The following is an 18,903-nucleotide window of genomic DNA, read 5'->3' as shown; positions in this document are numbered from 1 at the left end:
GCTTATTTCGTCGAGGAATTTGAACCGCACGGAGCAACCGCCATGAGCATCGCGTTGAAGGGCATCCACCATCTGACCGCCATTACCGCCGACGCCCCCGGCAATCTGCGCTTTTATACCGACGTGCTCGGGCTGCGTCTGGTCAAGAAAACGGTGAACCAGGACGATACCAGCGCCTACCATCTGTTCTATGCCGACGGAAAGGCCAGTCCGGGCACCGACATCACCTTCTTCGATTTTCCGGCGGCGCCGGAACGGCGCGGCACCAACGCGGTCTCGCGCACCGGACTGCGCGTCGCCGGCCGCGACAGCCTCGAATTCTGGCACGCACGCCTGACTGAGGCGGGCGGCGCGGTGGGCGACATCCGCGATCTCGACGGCCGGGCGTCGCTCGACTTCGAGGACCCGGAAGGCCAGCGCCTGCGGCTCATCGACGACGGTGGCAAGGGCGATTCCAACCCCTGGGACGGCAGCAGCGTGCCGGAAGAGCACCAGATCCGCGGCCTTGGCCCGATCATCATGTCGGTTCCCGATCTCGGCCGGACGGAACCGATCCTGACGGAGATCATGAACATGCGGAAGGCGCGGACCTATGAGGCGGACGGGGCGAGCGTCCATGCCTTCGAGATGGGCGAGGGTGGGCCGGCGGCGGAGCTGCATGTCGCGGTCGAGCCGAACCTGCCACGGGCCGGGCAGGGCGCCGGCGGCGTGCATCACGTGGCGTTCCGGGCGGCCGATATCGAGGAGTTGCACGAATGGACAGAGCGGGTGCAAGGCTTTCGCGTGCCCTCGAGCGGCGAGGTCGAGCGCTATTATTTCCGCTCGCTGTATTTCCGCGAGCCGAACGGCATCCTCTTCGAGATCGCGACGGACGGGCCGGGCTTTGCGGTGGACGAGCCGATGGAAAGCCTCGGGCAAAGCCTGTCGCTGCCGCCCTTCCTGGAGCCGAAGCGGGCAGAGATCGAGGCCAATTTGAAGCCGCTCGGCTGAGCCAGGAGAGGGAACCGGCCATGACAGAACGGGACGAACCGGCGTTTCTCGCCGAACATCGGCTGAAACATACGGGCGCGCCCCTCGCCGAGGCGCGGCGGGTCATGCTTTGCCTGCACGGGCGCGGCGCGAGCGCCGAGGACATCCTCAGCCTCGGCGAGGCGGTCGCCCTGCCGGGTCTCGCCGCCATCGCGCCGCAGGCCGAGGGCGGCGCCTGGTATCCGCGCCCGTTCATGGAGCCGCTGGCGGCGAACGAGCCGTTCCTGTCGGCCGCGCTCGACCGGATCGACGCGATCCTCGACGCGCTGGCCAAGGCCGGCCTCGGCAGCGAGCGCGTCGTGCTGGCGGGGTTCTCGCAGGGCGCCTGCCTGGCGCTGGAATTTGCCGCGCGCAATCCGGGGCGCGTCGCGGGCGTTCTCGGCTTCAGCGGCGGGCTGATCGGCCCGTCGGTGGCCGAGCGGACGGATTCGGGCGATCTCGCCGGGCTGCCGGTGTTCATGGGGTGCAGCGAGCGCGACCCGTTCATTCCCGCGACGCGCGTCAGGGAGACGGCGGAGCATCTGCGCAGCCGGGGCGCGAAGGTCACGGCAAAGCTTTATCCGGAGCCGGGACACGCGATCAATATGGACGAGATCGAGGAAGCGCGGGGACTCATCGCGGCGCTTGCGGCATAAAGCCGGGTCGTTCTCGAGCTAAGCGGTTTGGCGCGTCGGCTGTGCGCCCAACTGGTAGCGGTCCCGTAGTTCGCCGATCGGCATTGGTTTTCCGAAGGCATAGCCTTGCAGGTAATCGCAGCCCGTCAGGCGCAGCAGCCGTTGCTCGTCGGCGGTCTCGACACCCTCGGCCACCACGCGGAGATCCAACGCCTTTCCAAGCGCGATGATGGATTGAACGAGGCTTGCGGCCCGCGGACTTCGTGTCATTTCGGATATGAAGCTGCGATCGATCTTCAGCGTATCGAAGGGCAGCTGACGAAGATATCCGATCGACGAGAAGCCGGTGCCGAAATCGTCGAGGGCCACGGTGAAGCCGGCCTTCTTCAGCGCATCGAGTTTCTGTCGCGCGAGATCGGGATGCGTGACCAGAATCCCCTCGGTCAATTCGAGACAAATGCGGTCGAGCGGGATTTTCGCGTTGCCCGCCATAGCGACAAGCGTATCGACGAACATCGGATCGCGTAATTGCACCGGCGACACGTTGACGCTCACCCGCAACCCCTGGATCGCCGCGAGGTCCGCGAAAACACGCCGGAAGATGAATTGGCCAAGTTCGACGATCAGGCCGGTTTGCTCGGCGATCGGAACGAAGACCGCTGGCGAGACATTGCCGAATTCCGGTGAATGCCAACGGGCAAGGGCCTCGACCGCGCGCAGCTCGGCGGTGCCGGTCGATACGATCGGCTGATAATGAACCTCGAGTTCACCGGCGCGAAGCGCATGGCGCAGGGCTTCCTCGATCTTGTGGTTCTTGTAGAGGTCGGACTCATAATCCGGCGTGTAAAGGACCGGCTCTCCTGACCGCCGTCGTTTGGCTTCATACATCGCGACGTCGGCGTGTCGGACGATCTCGGCCGGCGATGTGCCGCCGTCGCGGGAAATCGCGTAACCGATCGACGCCGAGATCCGGAACGATTTTCCGTCGACCTGAAAGTCGGCTTTCAGCTTTTGAATGATCGCCGCGGCGAGGTTCTCGGCGGCCTTCAGCGGTTCGGGCGAAGCGATCAAGATATTGAACTCGTCACCACCGACACGCGCGGCGAAGGAGGACGGTGGAAGCGCCGCCTGAAGTTTGTTCGCGAATGCCTTGATCAGTTTGTCGCCTCCGGCATGGCCGATGGTGTCGTTGACGTTCTTGAAGCCGTCCAGATCGATGAAAAGCGCCGCGCATTCGCCTCTGCGGCAACTTTCTCGAATGGATGGCGCGTTTAGCTGTTCAGTGAACCGCAGTCGATTGGGCAGGCCCGTCAGCACGTCATGGCGAGCGGCTCTCGACGCCTCTTCCTCCTTGACCGCGAGAGTGTCGGCCGATCGGTGGGCGCTTCTTGCCGCGGCCCAGCCGGCGAAGGCGAAGAGGCCAAGAGCGGCAGTAACGGGAATGGCGGCCTGCCGGAGCAGCCAAGCGCCAGGTTGATAGGGAGTCCATTCGAGCTGAGCCAACGGCCTGCCGTCATCTGTCCGCAACACGTTTGTCGCCTTTTGCGAGGCGCGATACGGCGCAAGGGTCAGATCCTCGATCAGGAACTTACGTCCAAGCTCGGCAATGCGCTCGTTGTTCAAGACGAACCCGAATATTGCGAGGGGAAACGCATCCCTCTCGATCCCGCCTAGATCCTCCGGCGAGATCCTTGCCGCCGACAGCACGTAAACCAGATCGCCAACCCGGGCCGTCATGCGGGCGGGCTTCACGTTGTCGGTGGGGATGAGGTCGACCTTCTGGACCATCTGCCGGACGACGTCGCGCGACAGCACCGTGGGATCCGGCGTGTCGCCGGAGTTGCCGTTCCAGCCATATCTGATCGTCCTGTCAGGCTGGACGATCAACAGAAGGTCGATCGTCCCCGATTCGGTGACACCCGCACCCATGTTCGACAAAACCCACTCGTCATTCCGGGCGCGCACGTTGTCCCATGCGTCCTGCCACCAAGCGTAGTCGAGGGCTATCGTGTCGAGTGTTTCGCCGATACCGGCGACGCCCCATTCGACCATGGTCCTGGAGCTCGCCGCCGCTTGCCGGTCGTGCTCAAGCGACATCCAGACGATGGCTGCGACGACGATGGACGCGGCCACGATCATCGTGCCGATCAGCACATGAGTGATCTTTCTGGTAAGCGAAATATGCATGGGCGCCTCGATTCCCATACGTTATGGCGGCGCATTTCTGAACAAAGCGGTAATGCCGGGCCGCGGGTGACGTAAAGTCGCAGATCGTTAAAATGCGGCCGGTCCGGTGAAGGAGCAAAGCCACACCTCGTCCTGGCGTGCCCGTCGAATGTGCTGGCGGACGCCATTGCTTCGTCGTAAGCTCAAACGATGTTGACGGGGAGAATCTGATGGTTCGGGTCGGCAGTCTTTCAAGGTTCATCGCGGGGATCGCGATCGGTTTTGCGGTCCTGATCGCGCCGCCGCCATATGCCCAGGAGGCAGGTCAGCGGCGCATTGTCACGACCGAAGGCGCCGATTATTTCGGCCGCGACTACGACATACTGAAGAATGTCGATCTCGAGCGTTGCACCGCCGCCTGTCTGGGCGACGATCGTTGCAAGGCGTTCACCCTGAATACCAGGAGCCAGTGGTGCTTCCTCAAGGAGGAAATCGGCGAACTCAGGACCGTCGCCGGCGCCGTTTCCGGCAAGGTGGTCGTGGCAGCCGCGCCCGATGAGAACAGCGTCGAACAACGTGCCGCGGGGCTGGATTTCCTGCCGCGATCGGCCCTTGACGAAGCCAAACGTCTGCGCCTCGAAATCGCCGAGGAGGAACGCGACGCGGCCTTTGACGATCAAACGGTCGACGATCTCGCCAGAAGCGCCACGGCGGCGCTTACCTATCCCGATGCCATTCGCCTCTGGCGCGAGGCACTCAAGCGAGAGCCGCTCGCCCATCGCGCCTGGCAAGACATTGCCGAGGCGGCGCTGGCCTACAATCCCGAACAATACGGCGACCGGCCGACCAATGACCGGTTGCGGGAATTCGGCGCCATCAATGCCTATTTGACCGCGACCAGCGACGCGCAGCGGGCCGACGCTTTGCGGGCGCTCGGCCAGGCCTATGAGGCGGCGGAAAACTGGAAGCTCTCGATCAAGACCTACCGGCGGAGCCTTGACGTCGCTGAAACCCAGGCCGCCCGTTCCCGCCTCGACACCGTCATCGCCGAGCATGGCTTTCGAATCGTCGACAATGCCGTCGACAACAATGCCGCGAAGCCGCGCATTTGTCTGAATTTTTCCGATGCGTTGTCGACCGCGCTGACGAGCTCGGAAAATGCCGGTGACTATGTGCGGGTGGAGAACGGCGAGACGCTGTCGGTGACGGCGAGCAGCTCGCAGATCTGCGTCGACGGCGTGAAGCACGGGGAACGCTACCGGATCGTCGCGCGTCCGGGGATCAGTTCGGCCGATGGCGAGACCCTGACCAAAGCGGTCGAAACCATCGTCTATGTGCGTGATCGCGATCCCTCGGTGCGCTTCGCCACCACCGCTTATGTCCTGCCGGCGGGGGGCGGGGCGACGATCCCGGTCACGACGATCAACACCGACGAAATCGAGGCGCGGCTGCAGCGGATCGGCGATCGGGCGCTGGCGCGCACGATCGGCGAGAACCGCTTCCTGCGCCAGCTCTCCGACTGGCAGATCGACGAGGTCGCCAGCAGCAGCGGCGAGGACGTCTGGACGGGAACCGTGACGGTTGCCCGCGAGACCAACCGGGAAGTGACGACGGCGATCCCGGTTTCGGCGATTGCGCCCGATATCAAGCCGGGCGTCTACATCTTGTCCGCCAAGGCAAAGAACGGCCCGCAATATCAGGACGGTTTCGCCACCCAGTGGTTCGTGGTCAGCGACATCGGCCTGACCAGCTTTGCCGCGGCAGACGGCTTTCACGTCTTCGCCCGCTCGCTCGGGAGTGCTGAGCCGATCGTCGGCGTCGAACTGGAACTCGTCGCGGCGAACAATCAGATTCTCGGCTCGACCAAAACCGATGCGGCCGGCCATGCGCGGCTGCCGGCGGGGATGTTGCGCGGCACCGGCGGTGACCGACCGGCGGTGCTGACCGCGGAAAATGGCAGCTCCGACTTCATTTTTCTCGATCTCACCCAATCGCCCTTCGATCTGACCGACCGGGGCGTCGATGGGCGACCACCGGCCGGGCCGCTGGATGTCTTCCTCACTTCGGAACGCGGCATCTATCGGACCGGCGAGACCGCGTTCTTCACCGGCCTGGTGCGCGACGCCAAGGGCGAAGCCGTCGCGGGGCTGACACTGACGGAAATCGTCACCCGCCCGGACGGCGTCGAATATCGGCGCCGGCAGGTCGCCGACGAAGGCGCCGGCGGCTTCGTCTTCGGGCTCGACCTGCCCGAAAACGCCATGCGCGGGATCTGGAAGGTGGCGCTGCACACCGATCCCAAGCAGCCGGCGCTGGCGGAAGAAAGCCTCGTCGTAGAGGATTTCGAGCCGGAGAAGATAGATTTCGCGCTGACCTCATCCGCCGATATTCTGAACCCCGCCGCGCCGCCCGCTATCGACGTCGCGGCGCGCTATCTGTTTGGCGCGCCGGCCGGCGAGTTGGAGATCAACGGCGAGGCCGTCCTCAGCGCCGGCGAGAGCATTGCGGGCTTCGACGGTTATCGCTTCGGCCTTGCCGAAGACGACACGACGGCCATGCGCCAACCCTTCGACGGCGCGACGACCGATGCCGAGGGACATGCCACGATCGCGCTTCTTCCCTTCACGCCGCCGGTGACGACGAAGCCGCTCGACGCTTCGCTGCAGGTGCGTGTCATCGACACCGGCGGCCGCCCCGTCGAGCGGACGCTGACCCTGCCGCTGGCCGGGGCGCAGCCGCGTCTGGGCATCAAGCCGCGCTTCGACGGATCGGTCGGCGAGGGAAGCGATGCGGGATTCGACCTGATCGCGATCGATGCGGATCGGACGCGGACGCCGCTTGCGGGCGCCGAGTGGGTGCTCAACAAGGTCACGACCCGGTTCCAGTGGTATGCGAGCAACGGCAACTGGAACTACGAGCCGGTGCGCACATCCGCGCGGGTCGCAAGCGGTACGATCGACATCGGGGCGGAGGAGCCGGCGGCCCTGTCGCTGCCTGTCGAGTGGGGCGAATACGAATTCGTCGCTCGTGATCCTGACGGAGAGGCGGTTCCGGCAAGCGTTACCTTCGAGGCTGGCTGGTATGTCGCGGCGTCGTCGCTCGACACACCCGACATGGCCAAGGTCTCGCTCGACAAGCAGCGCTACCGCGTCGGCGAGACCGCGACGGTGCATATCGAGCCGCGCTTTGCCGGGACGGCGGAAGTGCTGGTGATGGACGAGCGCGTGATCGCCACCAAGACCGCCGAGATCAGCGCCGACGGCGGCGAGGTGACGCTGGAGGTCACCCGCGACTGGGGGCCGGGCGCCTATATCGCGGCGATCGTCTACCGGCCGATGGATATCGACGCCAAGCGGATGCCGGGGCGGGCGATCGGCCTTGCCCATGCCAGCGTCGATCCGGGGGATCGCGCCCTTTCCGTCTCGCTGGAGGCGCCGGACAAGATCACGCCGAGGCAAAGCGTGGACGTTTCGATTGGGGTCGACGGCGTCAAGCGAGGCGAGACGGCGTATGTGACGCTGGCGGCTGTCGATGTCGGCATCCTCAACATCACCGGCTTCGAGCCGCCCTCGCTGTCGGGCTATTATTTCGGCAAGCGCCGGCTCGGGGTCGAAATCCGCGATCTCTATTCCAAGCTGATCGATCGGATGCAGGGCGCGCCGGGCACGGTGCGCTCGGGTGGCGACGCGGGCGCGAGCTATCAGAGCCCGCCGCCGATGGAGGATCTGGTGGCGCTGTTCTCCGGCCTCGTCACGGTCGGAGAAGACGGCAAGGCAACGATCACGCTCGACGTTCCGGACTTCAACGGCACGCTGAAGCTGATGGCACTGGCCTGGACGAAGACTGGCGTCGGCGAGGCGAGTGCCGAGATGGTGGTGCGCGATCCGGTGGTTCTGGCGGTCAGTCAGCCGCGCTTCCTTGCCCCGGGCGATAGTTCGCGCATCGCGATCGACGTGACGCATGTGGAAGGCGCGACCGGGGAGATGACGCTAACGCTGTCCGGTGGAGACGGCATCGTCTCGCTCGGCGAAGAGGCGAGCGAGCGCTTCGATCTTGCCGAGGGCGCAAGGGAGCGGCTTCTGGTGCCGGTCACGGCCGAAGCCGTGGGTGACTCCCACTTCGACCTCGTGCTGACCCTGCCGGGTGGCGAGATTCTGTCGAAAAGCTTCGCGCTGCCGGTTCGCTCGATCGCGCCGGAAACCGTCGACAAGAGCACCGTGACGCTTGCGGCCAATGGCGGCCGGCTCGATCTCGACGCGAATCTCTTCGACGACTTCGTTCCTGGCACCGCGGCCGCGACCGTCAGCGTCACCGGCGCGGCGCGCTTCGACGTCGCCGGGGTGGTACGGGGGCTCGACCTCTATCCCTATGGCTGCACCGAGCAGATCACCAGCCGCGCGATGCCGCTGGTCTATCTGGACCGGACCATCCTTGCCGCAGGCCTTGCCGGTTTCAGCGGCACGGAGGACATCACAAAGCGCGTCGACGACGCGATCGCCGGCGTCCTTTCCAACCAGTCGTCGAACGGCGGCTTCGGCCTGTGGCGACCCGATTACGGCGATCTGTGGCTCGATGCCTATGTCACCGATTTCCTGACCCGGGCGCGCGAGGCCGGCTACACGGTGCCGGAGGAGCGCTTCGCGCAGGCGATCGACAATCTGCGCAACAGCCTTGCATATCTGCCGGACGCGCCCGATTGGGGGCCGGTCGCCTATGCCACCTATGTGCTGGCGCGCAACGGCCGGGCGGCGATCGGCGACCTGCGCTATTATTCGGACAACGAGCTGACGAATTTCCCGACACCCCTGGCCAAAGGACAGATCGCCGCGGCGCTGGCGCTCTATGGCGACCGGGTGCGGGCGGAGCGGGTGTTCCGCGCGGCGATCGCCGATGCGCTCGAATGGCAAGCCGTGAATTCCGGTCGCACGGATTACGGGACGCCGCTCAGGGACGACGCCGCGATCCTGACGCTGGGGCTGGAGACCGACATCGGCGGATTGTCCTTCGATGACCTCGTCCAGCAGGTGAACACCGCGCGACAGAACCAGCGCTACACCAGCACCCAGGAGGACGCCTGGTCGCTGCTCGCCGCGCACGCGCTGCTGGCCCGCAATCCGCCGAAACTCACCGTTGCCGGCCGCGAGGTGGATGGACCCTATTCCGCCGTCTTCGACGCGGACGACCTGGTCTCGGGTCTGGATGTCGCCAACCGCGGCATGGCGCCGGCTGAGGCTGACATCACATTGCGCGGGGTGCCGAAGATCGCGCCGCCCGCGTCCGCCGACGGCTACGCGATCGCTCGCAGCTATTACACGCTGGACGGGGAACCGGCGGATATCGCCGAAATCGGCCAGGGGGAGCGGTTCGTCGCGGTCATCGAGATGACGCCGATCGACGGCGGTCCGGCGCGGCTGATGATCGACGACCCGCTCCCGGCCGGCTTCGAGATCGACAACCCGGCGATCCTGCGGGGCGGAGACGTGGCGGCGCTCGACTGGCTGGAACTGACCGGCGAGGCGGCCCATGCCGAGTTCCGTGCCGACCGCTTCCTCGCGGCGGTGGATCAAAGCGGCGGCGATACCGCGACCAAACGCTTCGCTTATGTCGTGCGTGCCGTCTCACCGGGGAGCTTCGTCCACCCCGCCGCGCTGGTGCAGAACATGTACGATCCCAGCCGGCGCGGCCGGACCGAGGAAGGCCGGGTTTCCGTCGTCGGGCCGCTGCGGTGACGGCGGCGGCGTTGCCCTGGGACTGAGCGATGTCGCGGCAAAGGCGTCTGGCGCAGGCGGGAATGATCCTGCTGCTTTGCGCGATCGTCGCGATCGGCTGGAGCTTTGCTGCCTTCGAACGCGCGGTCGCGTCGCGGATCGCGGCCTTCCAGGCGCCGCGAACCGGTGCCGAGGTTGTCGATCGCAATGGCGCCCTGCTACGCGCGTTCGCCAGCGACGACGGCCGGTGGCGGCTCGAAGCGGGGGCCGACGATGTCGACCCACGCTATCTCGCCATGCTGCTCGCCTGGGAGGACAAGCGCTTCGTCGAGCATGGCGGGGTCGATCCGCGCGCCTTTCTCCGGGCGGCGTGGGAGACGCTGATTCATCGCCACATCGTTTCCGGCGGCTCCACCCTGACCATGCAGGTCGCGCGGATGCTCGGCCGTTTGCCGACGGGAAGCCTCGCGGCCAAGGGCGAGCAGGTGCTCGTCGCGATCGCGCTGGAACGGACGCGGAGCAAGGCGGAGATCCTGTCGCTCTATCTGCAGCTGGCGCCCTATGGGGGCAATCTGGAGGGCGTGCGGGCGGCGAGTCTCTCCTTCTTCGGGAAGGAACCGAAGCGACTGACGGCGGCGGAAGCGGCGCTGCTCGTGGCGCTGCCGCAATCGCCGGAGCGCTACCGACCGGATCGTTATCCTGCCCGAGCGAAAGCGGCCCGCGACCGGGTACTGAATCGGATGGAGACGCTCGGGGTGCTCGACGCGCGGGAGGCGGCAAGGGCACAGCGCGAGGCGATGCCGGCCGGGCGCCGCGCCCTGCCGATGCTCGCCGCGCACGCGGCCGTGCGTCTGCATGGGGGAGAGCCGGACAGGCCGCGCATTCACCTGACCATCGACAAGGCGATCCAAGAGCGGCTGGAAGCCTATGCGCGGGACAAGGCGAAGACGCTGAAGAAACCGGTCAGCCTCGCGATTCTCGTCTCCGATGCGGCGACGGGCGAGGTGCTGGCGCAGGTCGGCTCGCCCGATCTCTTCGACCGCGAGCGGCAGGGTTTCGTCGATCTGACCCGGGCGCTCCGCTCCCCGGGCTCGACCCTGAAGCCGCTGATCTACGGCCTGGCCTTCGAGCGGGGTATCGCCCATCCCGAAAGCCTTGTCGACGATTCGCCGGGCGGCTTTTCCGGCTATACGCCGCAGAATTTCGACCGTGTCTTCGAGGGGGTGATCACGGCGCGGCGGGCGCTGCAATTGTCGCGCAACCTGCCGGCGGTCGAACTGCTCAGCGCCGTCGGCCCGGCCCGGCTGCTCCATCGCATGAAGCGGGCCGGCGCCCGACCGGAGCTAGGCGACCGCTCGCTACCGGGCCTGGCTATCGGGCTCGGCGGGCTGGGGCTGACGCTGGAGGATCTGGTGCGGATCTACGGGGCAATCGCCAATGGCGGTGTGGCGATGCCGCTGCATATCGAACAGGACGCGGGGGTCGGGCAGGGCAAGCGCATCCTGTCGCCGCAGGCCGCCTGGTATGTGACCTCCATCCTCGCCGGTGCGACCACGACGAACAAGGGCTCGCCCGGCGACGTCGCCTACAAGACCGGCACTTCCTACGGCTACCGCGACGCCTGGACGATCGGCTATGACGGGCGTCATGTCGTCGGAGTCTGGCTCGGACGGCCGGACGGGGCACCGGTGGCGGGGCTGGTCGGCCAGGATAGCGCCGCGCCGGTGATGCGCGACGTCTTCGCCCGACTTGGGCCGGTAACCCGGCTGCCGGGGCCGCCGCCGGGCATTCTCGCCTCGGCCGGGGGCGGGCTGCCGCCGCCGATGCGGCGGATTGGGCGCGCGGCCGAACTGATGCAGGCCGGGCTGCGGCCGGAGATCGTGTTCCCGCCGAATGCGGCGCGAGTCGAAATCGGTCTCGGCCGGGGGCAGGGCGCCGACCTGTTCCTGAAGGTGCGGAACGGCAGGCCGCCGTTTACCTGGTATGTCGACGGGCGCCCGGTCGTCCGCGACGCGCTCGAGCGCCAGTCGAACTGGCGGGCGAGCGAGCCCGGCTTCGTCGATATCGCGGTGGTGGACGCGGCGGGTGCCGCCGCGCGCAGCCAGGTGTTCGTGGAATAGGCTGGCCTGGCCGAACGCTCCGGCGCGGCGGCTATTGCATTATCGCCGCAGCAGACGGATCGCCTCGCCGACGATGCCGCGCCGGAACAACAGCACGCACAAGACGAAGATGATGCCGATCAGGACGGTGACCGGGAAGTCCGACGTGGCGAAATAGTTCTGCATGATGACGACGAGCGCCGCGCCGACAGTCGGGCCGAAGATCGTTCCCATGCCGCCGAGCAGCGTCATCAGCACGACCTCGCCGGACATCTGCCAGGCGACGTCGGTGAGCGTCGCGATCTGGAAGACGATCGCCTTGGTCGATCCGGCGAGGCCGGCGATCGCCGCTGACATGACGAAGGCCCCGAGCTTGTAGCGCTCGACCCGGTAGCCAAGCGAAATCGCCCGGTTCTCGTTTTCGCGGATCGCCTTGAGGATATGGCCGAAGGGCGAGTTGACGATGCGCCAGACGGCGAAGAAGCCGAACAGGAAGATCGCCAGGACGAAATAATAGATGTTCAGCGGGTCGTTGAGGTCGATCAGGCCGAGGAGATGGCCGCGCGGCACCCCCTGGATGCCGTCCTCGCCGTGGGTGAAGGGCGCTTGCAGGAAGATGAAGAAGATCATCTGCGACAGCGCCAGCGTGACCATGGCGAAATAGATGCCCTGCCTGCGGATGGCGAGGAAGCCGACGACGAGGCCGATCAGGCCGGCGCCGACGGCGCCGAGCAGGATCGCCGACAGGGGCTCCCAACCCCAGACCTTGGCGGCGTGCGCGGTAAAATAGGCCGCGCCACCGAAGAAGGCGGCGTGGCCGAAGGACAGAAGGCCGACATAGCCGAGCAGGAGATTGAAGGCGGTGGCGAAGAGCGCGAAGCACAGCACCTTCATGATGAAGACGGGATAGAAGAAGAACGGGGCGGCGAGAAGCCCGGCGAGCGCGATGAGCGCGACGATCAGGCCGGCGGTCGACAGATCGCGCTGTCCGGCCTGGCGCGCGGGCGATCCCTCAACCGAGCCTTCGCCGTCGCGGATCGCGTTGGGTTCCACGCTGGTGACTTGCGGATTGGTCATATCAGGCTTCCTTCCCGAACAGCCCGGCCGGGCGGACCATCAGCACGATCGCCATGATGACGAAAACGACGATGTTCGATGCCTCGGGATAGAAGACCTTGGTGAGGCCTTCGAGAATGCCGAGGAGATAGCCCGACACGATCGCACCGACGATCGAGCCCATGCCGCCGATGACGACGACGGCGAAGACGATGATGATCAGGTTCGAGCCCATCAGCGGACTCACCTGATAGATCGGCGCGGCGAGAACGCCGGCGAGAGCGGCGAGGCCCGCGCCGAGCGCGTAGGTCAGCGTCAGCAAGAGCGGCACGTTGACGCCGAAAGCCTGGACGAGCTGCGGGTTCTCCGTCGCGGCCCTCAGATAGGCGCCAAGCTTGGTCTTTTCGATCAGGAGCCAAGTGGCGATGCAGATGACCAGCGAGGCGACGACAACGAAACCGCGATAGTTCGGCAGGAACATGAAGCCGAGATTGGTGCCGCCGGACAGGAGCGCGGGTGTCGCATAGGGCTGGCCCGCCGCGCCGAAATAATAGCGGAAGGTGCCTTCGATGATCAGGGCGAGGCCGAAGGTGAAGAGCAGCCCGTAAAGATGGTCGAGGTCATAGAGGCGCGACAGCATCGTGCGCTCGATGACGGCCGAGAGCATCGCGACGATCAGCGGCGCCAGGATCAACGCCGGCCAGAAGCCGAGGCCGGTGTAGAACAGGATCAGATAGGCGGTGAAGGCGCCGAGCATGTACTGGGCGCCGTGGGCAAAATTGATGACGCGGAGCATCCCGAAAATGACCGCCAGTCCCAGGCTGAGCAAGGCGTAGAACGAGCCGTTGATGAAGCCGATCAGCAGCTGGCCGAGGAGGGCCGGAAGCGCGATGCCGAAGATCATGGTCATTTGGCGTTATACCCCCACCACTTCATGCAGCCGGTCCATCTTGGAATCGAGTTCCGACGTCGGGAAACTCTCAAGGATATGCCCGTCCTCCATCAGGAAGAAGCGGTCGGCAACCTTCCTGGCGAAGCGGAAGTTCTGCTCGACCAGAAGCAGCGTCATGCCCTGCTTCTTCAGTTCCATGAGGACGTCTCCGATGCGCTGGATGATGACCGGCGCCAGCCCCTCGGTGGGCTCGTCCAGAAGAATGATCCTCACCCCGGTGCGAAGAATGCGGGCAATGGCCAGCATCTGCTGCTCGCCGCCGGACAGTTTGGTGCCGGGGGAATTGCGCCGTTCGGCGAGATTGGGAAAGAGCTCGTAGATCTCTTCGACACTCATGCCGCCGTCCGAAACGCGGGGCGGCAGCATCAGGTTCTCCGACACCGACAGGGTCGCGAAGATGCCGCGCTCCTCGGGGACGTAGCCGATGCCGGCATAGGCGGTCTTGTGGACCGGCACTTTCATCATGTCCTGGCCGGCGAGACGGATCGTGCCTTCGCGCTTCGACAAAAGGTTCATGATGGCGCGGAGCGTGGTGGTCTTGCCGGCGCCATTGCGGCCGAGCAGCGTGATCGTCTCGCCTTCGTGGAGGTCGAGGGAGACGCCATGCAGGATATGGCTTTCGCCGTACCAGCCGTGGAGGTTCTCGACCTCGAGAAGGGGGGAAGCGCCGGACGGCTCACTCATCTTCGGTTCCCATGTAGGCTTCGCGCACGCGCGGGTCGGAGCTGACCGTGTCGTAGTCGCCCTCGGCGAGGATTTCGCCGCGCGCCAGCACCGTGACGTGATCGCAAAGGTCGGCGACGACGTTGAGATTGTGCTCGACCATGACAACGGTGCGGTCCTTGGCGATCCGCCGGATCAGGTCGGAAATGCGGCCGATGTCCTCCGCGCCCATGCCCGCCATGGGCTCGTCGAACAAAAGGACCGGCGGGTCGAGCGCGAGGGTCGTCGCGAGCTCGAGCGCGCGCTTTCGACCATAGGGGAGCTCTGCCGCGTCGAGCGCGGCGTATTCGTCCAGGCCCACGGCCGCGATCAGCTCATGGGCGCGATCGTTGAGCCGGTCGAGCGCGCTGTTGGAGCGCCAGAACTGGGTGCCGAGATGCGCCTTGCGCTGCAGGGCGACGCGGACGTTGTCGAGAACGGTCAAATGTGGAAACACCGCCGAGATCTGGAACGAGCGCACCAGCCCCAGCCGCGCGACATCGGCGGGTTTGAAGCCCGTGATATCCTTGCCGCGAAAGGTGATCTTGCCTTCCGTGGGGCTGAGGAACTTGGTCAGCAAGTTGAAGACTGTGGTCTTACCGGCGCCATTGGGGCCGATCAGGGCGTGGATGGTATTTTCGCGGACGTCGAGATCGACGCCGTTCACGGCCTTGAAGCCGAAGAACTCCTTGGTGAGGCCGCGGGCGGAAAGAATCGCCTCCTGCGGGGAAACGCTCATCGGCGCATTCATCTCCTGTCGACGTCGGGCCAGAGCTTACAAGGAAGCGCCGACTAGGGGCTGGTAGCGATCCGACCGGGCCGCAACCGTGACCGAATGGCCGCTCCTTTTCGATACCCCCGCAAGAGTGCCCGTCCCGAACGGGCGCTCCTCAGCGAGGTTTCCATAGGAGCCGGTAAAGCCCGAGACTTTCAAGTCGAAATTTCAATTTGATCACAGCATTTCATGTGAGAGACGCTGCAGCGTGATCGACTGTAGGAGGCGGGCCGAGGCCCGCCTCCTACAGGTATTCCTTGCTATGTCAGTTCTTGAAGCTGGCGACGTCGCAGCCGGAGTCTTCAACCGACAGGAAGGCCTCGCTGCCGGGAACCGTGGAGACTTCCTTGTAGTAGTCCCACTCGCCCTGGGAATCCGACGGAGCCTTTACCTCGAAAAGGTACATGTCATAGACCATCCGGCCGTTCTCCTGCACTTTGCCGGACTTGGCGAAGACATCTTCGACCGGCATTTCATGCAGCTTGGCGGACACGGCGTCGGTGGCGTCGGTGCCGGCGGCCTCGACGGCCTTGAGGTACTGGGTCACGGCCGAATAGGTGCCGGCATGGACCATGTTCGGCCGGCTTCCCGTCCGCTCCATCAGGCGGTCGGCGAATTCGCGGTTCTCGTCGCTCTGATTCCAATACCAACCTTCGGTGAGGTTCAGACCTTGCGCCGCCTCGAGCCCAAGGCCGTGGACCTCAGCCAGGGTGAAAAGCAGGCCGGCGAGCTTCTGCCCAGCCTGGACGATGCCGAATTCAGCCGCGCCCTTGATCGCGCTGGCCGTATCGAGGCCGGCATTGGCGAGGCCGATGACCTTCGCGCCGGAACTCTGGGCCTGCAGAAGGAAGGAGGAAAAGTCGGTGGTGCCGAGCGGGTGGCGAACCGCGCCGAGAACTTCACCGCCGTTCTCCTTCACGAAATTGCCCGTCTGTTCCTCAAGCGAGTAACCGAAGGCATAGTCGGCCGTGAGGAAGAACCAGGTATCGCCGCCGGCCTTCACCAGCGCGCCGCCGGTGCCGACGGCCAGGGCGTGGGTGTCGTAGACCCAATGGAATCCGTAGGGGCTGCACTGCTTGCCGGTCAATTCGGTGGTCGCGGCGCCGGTGACGATGGTGATCTTCTCTTTCTCGCGCGACAGACCCTGCACCGCGAGAGCGACCGACGATGTGGTCAATTCCATGATGGCGTCGACATTCTGCACGTCGTACCATTCGCGGGCGATGTTGGAAGCGATATCGGCTTTATTTTGATGGTCGGCCGAGATGAGTTCGATCGGCTTGCCGAGAACCTCTCCACCGAAATCGTCGATCGCCATTTTCGCCGCCTCGACCGACGACTGGCCGCCAAAATCGGCATAGACGCCGGACTGGTCGTTCAGGATGCCGATCTTCACCACGTCATTGGAGATTTCCTGCGCGCCAACGGTGGCCGGCACAAGCGCCGCGGCCGCGACGGAGCCCGCAAGCAGCAATTTCATCATACGCATTTCGATAATCCTCCCATACAAAACGCAAACAATCGGGCCAGCCGAAATCGAAGCCGACAGTAATAACCCGACCTTGCGGTTGGTTTTCGTTGTGAAGCAGCGAGAGGAGCCCTGTCAAGGAATGCCGGCGGCCATCATCTAAGTCGTTCGTCGTAGATCACGAACAGGGCCGGGGTAGGGATCAACGCGTCGGCCGGCTGCCGGATTGGCGGCTGGGGGCGCGGCGGAAGCGTTGATTTCTGGAACAGCCGGATCCGGGGGGCGTCTCCGGCGCGTGCCAGGGACGGCCGTCCTCGAGCCACCGCGCGAGGCGCATGGCCGCCATGTGCCGATTGATGTCGTAACGGGGATCGCGACGCCGGGCCAAGCGCGCCAGCAGATCGAGTTCGCCGCGGACCCTGGCGCGCAGGGAAGCCGATTCCGCTTCGGGGAGACCGGCTGCGTCACCCGCGGCCACGGCGTCGGACACGGGCTCCCGCGCGAGGCCGAACCGACGCAGCAACATCGCAAGTTCAATCCGGGAAAGATCGCTTTGCGCCTCGCGCCGTCGGGCTTCGGCGTGGCGGCGGGCGGCTCGTTCGAGCGCGGCCGTTAGCGGCGAGGGGTCGAGAGTTCTGGCCATGCGGATGCTCCGGTGGGTGGTCCGCAAAGAATCTGGCAATTGCCGGGGAGTGGGGATAAAATCCTTTATTCAGAATGGGTGAAACCCTCGATTCGCGCCTTTATCTCCGCGCGGTTCTCGTTGCGGTCGTTAGATGAAATAGGAATTATTTCCCCTTCTGGTGGTGATGGCTTAAGACGGACGTCATGGCCAGCAGGAGGTGAATGCGATGCAATCCATATTCCCGCACCGGGTTTCCGCCCGACCGGGCCGCTGGGCACCCGGCGCAGCGGGCGAGGCGGCCCCGACGGAAGAAGCAAGCCCCGTCACCGGGATCGATCGCCGGGCGGCCGTTGCGCGCAGCTGCCGTCTGGCAAGGGAAATCGCCGGCGCCTTCTTCGCCATCCCCGTTCGGGAGATCGAGCGGCCCGGCCGGGCGATCGCCAGCGTCTGCGAGGCCCGACACGTCGCCATGTATCTCGCCCATGTCGTCTTCCAGATTCCCCTATCCGCCATGGCCGAGGGGTTCGGGCGCGACCGCACAACGATCGCCTATGCCATTCGCCGCACCGAGGATCGACGCGACGATCTGGCCTTCGACGCCGCCGTCGAACGCTTGGAAGGCCTTGCGCACGCGGTCCGCGCGGCGCTCGATGCATGCGATCAGGGATGTGGGCGGGGAGACGCCTGATGGCGGCGTTCGCGGGGCACAATTCGAACGAGTCGCCTCTCGCCCGGCTGGCGCAGCGACGTGGCAAGGGCGGCGAACCGTTCCTCGCCGAAGCGGAGACGCTGGCCGGGGAGCGGCTGCGCGTGGATTTCACGCGCGGTCAGTTGATGCCCGGGATCACGCAGCGCTGGGACGCCCAGCCACGAGAAAAAGGGAGCCGGCGCGGCGCGGGCGATTTATCGGACTCCGCGATCGACGCGCGACAACGGGTCGATGCGGCGATCAAGGCCGTCGGGCCGGAACTTGCGGGCGTTCTCCTCGACATCTGCTGTTTCCTGAAGGGGCTGGAAACCGTCGAGCGGGAACGGCAATGGCCGGCGCGGTCGGCGAAGCTGCTGCTGAAAGCCGGCCTTGGCGTCCTGGCTCGCCATTACGGGCTGACCGGCGCCGCCAGATCGCCGTCCTCGCGCATCCGGCGGTGGGGCACCGAGGACTACCGCCCGTCGATCAACGGCCGGTGACTTTCCGCAGACGGCGATACGAATGGCGTCGCGGTTCAGGCCGCGGCGGCGAGAGCCCGGCGCGCGTCGTCCTTGATCCGTGCCACCATCGAACGCAGACCGTTGGAGCGCTGCGGCGTCAGATGCTCCTGCAATCCCAGACGCGCAAAGGTCGCCTCGGCATCGGCCTCCAGAATTTCAGACGCGCTACGACCGGAGAAAAGCGCGAGAGCGACGGCGACGAGACCGCGAACGATATGTGCGTCGGATTCACCCAGAAACGTGAGATGGGGCGGGCTGGCATCGTCGGTTCGACTGATCAGCCAGACCTGACTGACGCAGCCGCGGACCTTATTGGCGTCGTTCAGCTCAGCCTCCGGCATCGCCGGCAGCGACCGTCCGAGTTCGATTAGATAGCGGTACCGATCTTCCCAATCTTCGAGAAACTCGAAATCGGCGGTGATGTCTTCTATCGTCGGCATGCTTTCTCCCGATCGGGGCCTCGATCACGATGACATAGGATCGATTCGATCCGCTGTCAT

Annotated in this window: 14 protein-coding genes; 6 read left to right on the top strand and 8 right to left on the bottom strand. The window is 65.5% G+C overall.

Going from position 1 to position 18,903, the window contains the following annotated elements:
* Window positions 1–42 precede the first annotated feature (42 nt).
* A complete protein-coding gene (locus MJ956_RS06900; RefSeq protein WP_253963741.1) occupies window positions 43–990 on the top strand; it encodes a ring-cleaving dioxygenase in 948 nt (315 codons plus the stop codon).
* A 20-nt stretch (window positions 991–1,010) separates the two neighbouring features.
* The gene (locus tag MJ956_RS06895) at window positions 1,011–1,664 is read left to right on the top strand and encodes an alpha/beta hydrolase (RefSeq protein WP_253963740.1); all 654 of its coding nucleotides are present in this window, start codon (window positions 1,011–1,013) and stop codon (window positions 1,662–1,664) included.
* Between the two features lie 18 nt (window positions 1,665–1,682).
* Here the strand turns inward: MJ956_RS06895 and MJ956_RS06890 are convergent, their stop codons facing one another.
* On the bottom strand, window positions 1,683–3,830 hold the full coding sequence (locus MJ956_RS06890) for a putative bifunctional diguanylate cyclase/phosphodiesterase (RefSeq protein WP_253963739.1): 2,148 nt from the start codon (window positions 3,828–3,830) through the stop codon (window positions 1,683–1,685).
* A 209-nt stretch (window positions 3,831–4,039) separates the two neighbouring features.
* Between MJ956_RS06890 and MJ956_RS06885 the strand changes: the two genes are divergently transcribed.
* Together MJ956_RS06885 and pbpC are read left to right on the top strand one after the other, a co-directional pair.
* A complete protein-coding gene (locus MJ956_RS06885; protein WP_253963738.1) occupies window positions 4,040–9,538 on the top strand; it encodes an alpha-2-macroglobulin family protein in 5,499 nt (1,832 codons plus the stop codon).
* Between the two features lie 29 nt (window positions 9,539–9,567).
* Window positions 9,568–11,637, top strand: coding sequence for a penicillin-binding protein 1C (pbpC, locus tag MJ956_RS06880; RefSeq protein ID WP_253963737.1), 2,070 nt, complete (start codon window positions 9,568–9,570; stop codon window positions 11,635–11,637).
* A 39-nt stretch (window positions 11,638–11,676) separates the two neighbouring features.
* On the opposite strand, the gene MJ956_RS06875 is transcribed toward pbpC, so the two are convergent.
* The 6 genes from MJ956_RS06875 to MJ956_RS06850 form a co-directional block, all read right to left on the bottom strand.
* Entirely contained in the window at window positions 11,677–12,693 is a 1,017-nt protein-coding gene (locus MJ956_RS06875) for a branched-chain amino acid ABC transporter permease (protein WP_253963736.1), read from the bottom strand.
* A gap of 1 nt (window position 12,694) precedes the next feature.
* Window positions 12,695–13,582 (bottom strand): branched-chain amino acid ABC transporter permease, encoded by an 888-nt coding sequence (locus MJ956_RS06870; RefSeq protein WP_253963735.1) that lies wholly within the window; start codon window positions 13,580–13,582, stop codon window positions 12,695–12,697.
* Window positions 13,583–13,588: 6 nt separating this feature from the next.
* Window positions 13,589–14,308, bottom strand: coding sequence for an ABC transporter ATP-binding protein (locus MJ956_RS06865; RefSeq protein ID WP_253963734.1), 720 nt, complete (start codon window positions 14,306–14,308; stop codon window positions 13,589–13,591).
* On the bottom strand, window positions 14,301–15,065 hold the full coding sequence (locus tag MJ956_RS06860) for an ABC transporter ATP-binding protein (protein WP_253963733.1): 765 nt from the start codon (window positions 15,063–15,065) through the stop codon (window positions 14,301–14,303). The genes MJ956_RS06865 and MJ956_RS06860 overlap by 8 nt, the downstream gene beginning before the upstream one ends.
* 301 nt (window positions 15,066–15,366) lie before the next feature.
* Window positions 15,367–16,584 carry an ABC transporter substrate-binding protein gene (locus MJ956_RS06855; RefSeq protein ID WP_423724811.1) on the bottom strand — a complete coding sequence of 406 codons (1,218 nt, stop codon included), beginning with the start codon at window positions 16,582–16,584 and terminating at the stop codon, window positions 15,367–15,369.
* Between the two features lie 187 nt (window positions 16,585–16,771).
* Entirely contained in the window at window positions 16,772–17,212 is a 441-nt protein-coding gene (locus tag MJ956_RS06850; RefSeq protein WP_253963732.1) for a hypothetical protein, read from the bottom strand.
* A 208-nt stretch (window positions 17,213–17,420) separates the two neighbouring features.
* On the opposite strand from MJ956_RS06850, the gene MJ956_RS06845 reads away from it, so the two are divergent.
* Together MJ956_RS06845 and MJ956_RS06840 are read left to right on the top strand one after the other, a co-directional pair.
* A complete protein-coding gene (locus tag MJ956_RS06845; RefSeq protein WP_253963731.1) occupies window positions 17,421–17,882 on the top strand; it encodes a helix-turn-helix domain-containing protein in 462 nt (153 codons plus the stop codon).
* Complete coding sequence (locus MJ956_RS06840; RefSeq protein ID WP_253963730.1) at window positions 17,882–18,382, top strand: DUF6456 domain-containing protein; 501 nt, start codon at window positions 17,882–17,884, stop codon at window positions 18,380–18,382. Before MJ956_RS06845 ends, MJ956_RS06840 begins: the two co-directional genes overlap by 1 nt.
* Window positions 18,383–18,417: 35 nt before the next feature.
* On the opposite strand, the gene MJ956_RS06835 is transcribed toward MJ956_RS06840, so the two are convergent.
* Window positions 18,418–18,843, bottom strand: coding sequence for a SufE family protein (locus MJ956_RS06835; protein ID WP_253963729.1), 426 nt, complete (start codon window positions 18,841–18,843; stop codon window positions 18,418–18,420).
* Between the last annotated feature and the right edge of the window lie 60 nt (window positions 18,844–18,903).

It is taken from the genome of Aurantimonas marianensis (assembly GCF_024195285.1).
GTDB classification, from domain to species: Bacteria; Pseudomonadota; Alphaproteobacteria; order Rhizobiales; family Rhizobiaceae; genus Aurantimonas; species Aurantimonas marianensis.
This window is presented reverse-complemented; position numbering and strand designations above follow the sequence as displayed.

Excerpts from the sequence above, each read along its gene's own strand:
- MJ956_RS06845 (WP_253963731.1), top strand. The coding sequence starts at position 17,421 with ATGCAATCCATATTCCCGCACCGGGTTTCCGCCCGACCGGGCCGCTGG.
- MJ956_RS06855 (WP_423724811.1), bottom strand. The coding sequence starts at position 16,584 with ATGATGAAATTGCTGCTTGCGGGCTCCGTCGCGGCCGCGGCGCTTGTG.
- MJ956_RS06900 (WP_253963741.1), top strand. The coding sequence starts at position 43 with ATGAGCATCGCGTTGAAGGGCATCCACCATCTGACCGCCATTACCGCC.
- MJ956_RS06860 (WP_253963733.1), bottom strand. The coding sequence starts at position 15,065 with ATGAGCGTTTCCCCGCAGGAGGCGATTCTTTCCGCCCGCGGCCTCACC.
- MJ956_RS06870 (WP_253963735.1), bottom strand. The coding sequence starts at position 13,582 with ATGACCATGATCTTCGGCATCGCGCTTCCGGCCCTCCTCGGCCAGCTG.
- MJ956_RS06840 (WP_253963730.1), top strand. The coding sequence starts at position 17,882 with ATGGCGGCGTTCGCGGGGCACAATTCGAACGAGTCGCCTCTCGCCCGG.
- MJ956_RS06895 (WP_253963740.1), top strand. The coding sequence starts at position 1,011 with ATGACAGAACGGGACGAACCGGCGTTTCTCGCCGAACATCGGCTGAAA.
- MJ956_RS06865 (WP_253963734.1), bottom strand. The coding sequence starts at position 14,308 with ATGAGTGAGCCGTCCGGCGCTTCCCCCCTTCTCGAGGTCGAGAACCTC.
- MJ956_RS06890 (WP_253963739.1), bottom strand. The coding sequence starts at position 3,830 with ATGCATATTTCGCTTACCAGAAAGATCACTCATGTGCTGATCGGCACG.
- pbpC (WP_253963737.1), top strand. The coding sequence starts at position 9,568 with ATGTCGCGGCAAAGGCGTCTGGCGCAGGCGGGAATGATCCTGCTGCTT.
- MJ956_RS06850 (WP_253963732.1), bottom strand. The coding sequence starts at position 17,212 with ATGGCCAGAACTCTCGACCCCTCGCCGCTAACGGCCGCGCTCGAACGA.
- MJ956_RS06835 (WP_253963729.1), bottom strand. The coding sequence starts at position 18,843 with ATGCCGACGATAGAAGACATCACCGCCGATTTCGAGTTTCTCGAAGAT.
- MJ956_RS06885 (WP_253963738.1), top strand. The coding sequence starts at position 4,040 with ATGGTTCGGGTCGGCAGTCTTTCAAGGTTCATCGCGGGGATCGCGATC.
- MJ956_RS06875 (WP_253963736.1), bottom strand. The coding sequence starts at position 12,693 with ATGACCAATCCGCAAGTCACCAGCGTGGAACCCAACGCGATCCGCGAC.